This window comes from Vibrio sp. A37 (assembly GCF_059777565.1).
This window is the reverse complement of record NZ_JBLNLI010000045.1, coordinates 1-4,148: the sequence shown is the minus strand read 5'-3', so window position 1 is coordinate 4,148 and position 4,148 is coordinate 1. Positions and strand designations below refer to the sequence as shown.

The 4,148-nt window shown below is 36.6% G+C and carries 4 protein-coding genes and 1 pseudogene; 2 read left to right on the top strand and 3 right to left on the bottom strand.

Annotated elements, in window-relative coordinates:
• Positions 1-442 precede the first annotated feature (442 nt).
• Positions 443-1,211, top strand: a pseudogene (locus ACM2FC_RS23330) (integrase core domain-containing protein); the annotation flags it as partial.
• 54 nt (positions 1,212-1,265) lie between these two features.
• Here the strand turns inward: ACM2FC_RS23330 and ACM2FC_RS23325 are convergent.
• From ACM2FC_RS23325 to ACM2FC_RS23315, 3 genes are all read right to left on the bottom strand, one after another.
• Positions 1,266-1,679, bottom strand: coding sequence for a type 2 periplasmic-binding domain-containing protein (locus ACM2FC_RS23325; RefSeq protein ID WP_498483433.1), 414 nt, complete (start codon positions 1,677-1,679; stop codon positions 1,266-1,268).
• 10 nt (positions 1,680-1,689) lie between these two features.
• Positions 1,690-2,910: a hypothetical protein gene (locus ACM2FC_RS23320; protein ID WP_498483432.1), complete on the bottom strand. Its 1,221-nt coding sequence runs from the start codon at positions 2,908-2,910 to the stop codon at positions 1,690-1,692.
• A 156-nt stretch (positions 2,911-3,066) separates the two neighbouring features.
• Positions 3,067-3,468, bottom strand: coding sequence for a hypothetical protein (locus ACM2FC_RS23315; protein ID WP_498483431.1), 402 nt, complete (start codon positions 3,466-3,468; stop codon positions 3,067-3,069).
• Positions 3,469-3,574: 106 nt separating this feature from the next.
• On the opposite strand from ACM2FC_RS23315, the gene ACM2FC_RS23310 reads away from it, so the two are divergent.
• On the top strand, positions 3,575-4,039 hold the full coding sequence (locus ACM2FC_RS23310; protein ID WP_498483430.1) for a hypothetical protein: 465 nt from the start codon (positions 3,575-3,577) through the stop codon (positions 4,037-4,039).
• The last annotated feature ends 109 nt before the right edge of the window (positions 4,040-4,148 follow it).

Sequence of the window (4,148 nt, the reverse complement as noted above, 5' to 3'; positions counted from 1 at the left end):
AGTGAAGGCGTGTTGAACTAAGAATCCTCCTCATTTATGGGGAGGAGTATGTCAACTAAGTCTCTAGTACTTAAGTAACTTGCATTTTAATTCGCTTATTTTGGATGGTTTGAGTGTTAACTAGATCCCTAAACAAAACGATTTTCGGTTTATTATCAGATGGTGTTTGGTAATGTCGTTTTGAAGTTATTAGTATCCTTAATAACGGGTGTTTATTGACAAACGATCACTCCACAGTGTCGAACTGTTTAAGTAGAAATCTTTCTATTCGGGTTTCTACTATTTTTTTATTTCGGTTTTAGGTTCATGAGCTCATCAAGTGTGAATATGTTTATCAGGCCCGCGAACTTACCAATCGGAAAGCGCCTTTCATTAAATTTTGACTTTTTAGATCTCAAATGACAGATTATGTATATTTTACTTAACGTTAGTCTGGGTTAATATGAATAAAAAAGATGGGCAAGAAGTTCGAAGAAAGCTCAAGATCTTAGCCCACGCTGCAGAAACCAAGAATGCCAGCAAGAGTTGTCGATATTGAGATATTTCTAGCGATACACTTTATCGTTGGAAAAAGGACCACAAATTTTAAGGTGAAGCCGGTCTAATCAATAGCAAACCATGCCCTCAAATCTCCATGTCCGGTGTATACAGCGTTCTGTGCAGACACGGTCTCAATAGGCTTCCTCATAACCTTCGAAATTGCAGACTAAAATTTATTAAGCGATATACCTGGCGACCATGTCCAAGTCGATGTGAAATTTCTTACCTTCGAAGATAGTCGCGGCAAAATGTTCGTCGATTCCAATATCCTGCTATTGATAACGTGACCCGAATGAGGATTTTTAATGTTTACGAGAAACACAACCAAGCGTGTGCCATTGACTTTATTAACTACATCGTCGACAAGTTTCCATTTCGGATCTAAATGATACGTACAGACAACCGGTATGAATTTCAGTCGAAACTCCATTGGCACTGTGAAGATTTAGGTCTTGAGCATGTATATATCAAGCCTGCAAGTTCCGATTTAAACGGGAGAGTTGAGCGTTCACACCTTACCAACAAACTGGAGATTTATCAGCTACTGTACCGCAAAAGGAGATGTTGATTTAGAAGCTAAATTGGATAAATGGGAGGCTTTTCATGACTATCACAGACCCCATGGTGGACTGAAAGGAAAGACACCTTATGAGACCCTCATAGAGAAAATGAGGGCCGAAAATGTGCTGTTAGTTGAGGTTTGGGATCTCACAGTTGCACCTTATTTACTCTAATTTGTAAAGGACTTTCACCGAACCAACAAGATCTGATGAGTTGATATACCCAATTGTACCAGGTTCTGTCTCTACAAGTTTGATCATTTCGGTACTATTTCCTGCATTGTCGGGCATTTTAGCCTCTCCAGTAAACATCATCTTGGTCCAATATGACTTTAACTGATTTTCCCGTTTTTTTAACACTTTTTTATTGAAGTCATCTCGGGAAGCGTCCCCTTTGCTTAAATATAGTACTTTGACGTGGTCAACGCCATCAACCTTTTGTAACTTTCCTAAAAACAGATTTTTAACTTGTGATTTAGATAGTTCCGGCATGTTGTTGGCACCGATCACGACTACTTGTGAACTTGCGGTACTTACACACCCTAAGAAGAAAATTAAAACCAAAAATAACTTTTTCATTGTCTTTCTCCTAGAATGTTACGTCTAATCTTAGGCTATAGACCAGCAAGCTGTCTGCAGTACCATTAGCATCAAAAATTTTGCCCGATAAACCACCGTAAGTATCTCCGAAGTTATCGACTAAAGTTACGTCACCTTTTAAGGCTATATTTTCATATACATCCCATCTAACACCGATAGAATAAGTGTTATAAAACTGGTTTAAAAAAGCTTGAGAAAATACGGAGTTTGAAGATCTCAACTCATCATCAGTTGTACGTAAAAAACCTGCTGTTACATAAGGTAAGAAATCTTCATAGTAATAACCGAGTGTTAAGTAACCTGAATTAAAGTCAGGATAATCACCAGAAATATATTGCCTTATCAGCTCACCAATGACGAGATACTCACCATCATCATATGTGAAACCCGTACCTAAAAACCAAGCATTATCATCATCAATAGAGGCAAGAGTTTGATCGCCAAAAGACCCAGTGTCAACTTTGAGGTCAGTACCGCCATCTATGTTACTGGAAAGTGTCGCGCCATTTCCTTTAGCTCCTACGAGCCTAAACATCATATCATCATAATTTAAAGTGAAATTGACGCCATATGATGTAGGGAAACTAATATCACCAAATCCGGTTTCATTATCTGTTGCGACAGCATAGCCATAAAATGGTTGCACACGAAGGGTCGCTGCATCAAAGTCAAAGTTATACGTAGCGTCTACACCAGTGTAAGATGTTAAACCGGATATTGCGTATACGTTTCTGGGGACGCGAGTCCAAGGGTACGCATACCCAACGTCCACATAGTCAGAATAAATATATAATGGCAGGCCTAAGCGTCCAGCTCGAACAGTAATTCCTGAATCAAAGCGATGTTTAATAAATGCCCAAGTTACGTCGAGAGACCAATCATTTCGGTCTTTTGCTACACCTTGGATGCCGATGCTAGTAGAATCATTAATTTTATAATCGGCCTGTAACCCAACTAACGATGATTGACTCCAATCTATGTGTGTATCAGTCGACATTCCATCATAGCCATACCTTTGACTTTGATACGCGACGCCTAAACTTAAAAATCCGCCAAAAGAAAATTTATTATCATCATCATCGGAAGACAAAAATTCGTCATTCTCTACTCTTTCTTCAAGAATTTCTATTCTTTCTTCGATAGTTTTATCAGCTATAGCACTTGTAGCATTAAAAATTGCAAGAAGTGCTAATATTATTCGCCACTGCATATATTTATTCCTCATGTGTTAATTTAATCTGATTGGTTATATTTTATTGGTATTATTAGTAACTTAATTTGAAAGTTATCATCGTTAAATCATTAATAATGATCACTTTAATTTCTCATTAAAATAATTTTTAAGATTTGATGTCGGTAAAAGATTTTATTTTAAGAAAGGTATTTTAGAATATTGAGGTATTAGCTCAAATGTATAACAATACATTCCTTCTTTTCTTATTTTTCGATGATTTTTTTTTAAGTACCCTAGCTCTACTAAACAATAAATCACCTTATGAAGATCAACTTCTTTAGCTTTAGATAATATTTTTACTTCATTGAAATGGGCTATACCCTTTTCTCGGTATATATTATCCACAGCGTGGTAAATTTGGGTGGCCAAGGAGTTTAAAATCATCTTAGTAATCCTCATTTTTTGACTCTGCAAGTGCTTTAAATTCACTATCATTAAATCCCAAAAATATGGGGCGTTTATGGTAATCAATGCTACAAGGGCCAAGACCCCATAAAGTACAACTTGTTGACTTTGTGGTTCATTCAAAATCATTTAAACATAATCTTTACCGTAAGTAAACCCTAATAATTATTTTTTTGCGTGTTTTTTACGAATAATGTATACTCGTGTCACTTATTGAATGTGATAGGATCGTGTAATGCCCAGAATTTCCAGAATACAAAAGGAAAAAAACTACCTCAGATTTAATGAAGCTATCTTGGACATTTTTCTTAAAAGTGGGATTGAAGCATTGACGTATGAGTCGTTATCTATAGCAACCGATACTAGGATAAGTACATTACAGGGCTATTATCCGACCACTCTAGACTTATATAAGGCGTTAACAGGATTAGTGATGCCCAGTATCAACAAAAGTCTAGACTTCACGAATGAAGAAGATTTTATATGCTCTTGGCTAAGCTCCTTAGACTCCAATAAAGGATTCGAATGTGCTATTGTTCTTATGATGGCTTCAATTACAAAAAATGGAGACCGAAAAAGTTTTCTAAATGCTCTGAATTTTTTGGCAGACAACATTGAAAAAACAATGCCCGGTAAAGGTAAAAGTCTAGTAGAAATAGTAGTAGGGAAATCAATAATTCATTTGCTGGAAAAAGAATAACAAGTTTTAAAGTATTCTGCTTTTGTTGGGCTAGACACTCCACACAACGAGTTATTACCGAACTTTGGCGTAAAGCATCGCCCAATGCGGGCGGTGATATAAGCCATTA

What these genes read in the sequence shown, in the direction of transcription:
- ACM2FC_RS23325 (WP_498483433.1), bottom strand. Translation starts at nt 1,679, where the DNA reads ATGAAAAAGTTATTTTTGGTTTTAATTTTCTTCTTAGGGTGTGTAAGT.
- ACM2FC_RS23320 (WP_498483432.1), bottom strand. Translation starts at nt 2,910, where the DNA reads ATGCAGTGGCGAATAATATTAGCACTTCTTGCAATTTTTAATGCTACA.
- ACM2FC_RS23315 (WP_498483431.1), bottom strand. Translation starts at nt 3,468, where the DNA reads ATGATTTTGAATGAACCACAAAGTCAACAAGTTGTACTTTATGGGGTC.
- ACM2FC_RS23310 (WP_498483430.1), top strand. Translation starts at nt 3,575, where the DNA reads ATGCCCAGAATTTCCAGAATACAAAAGGAAAAAAACTACCTCAGATTT.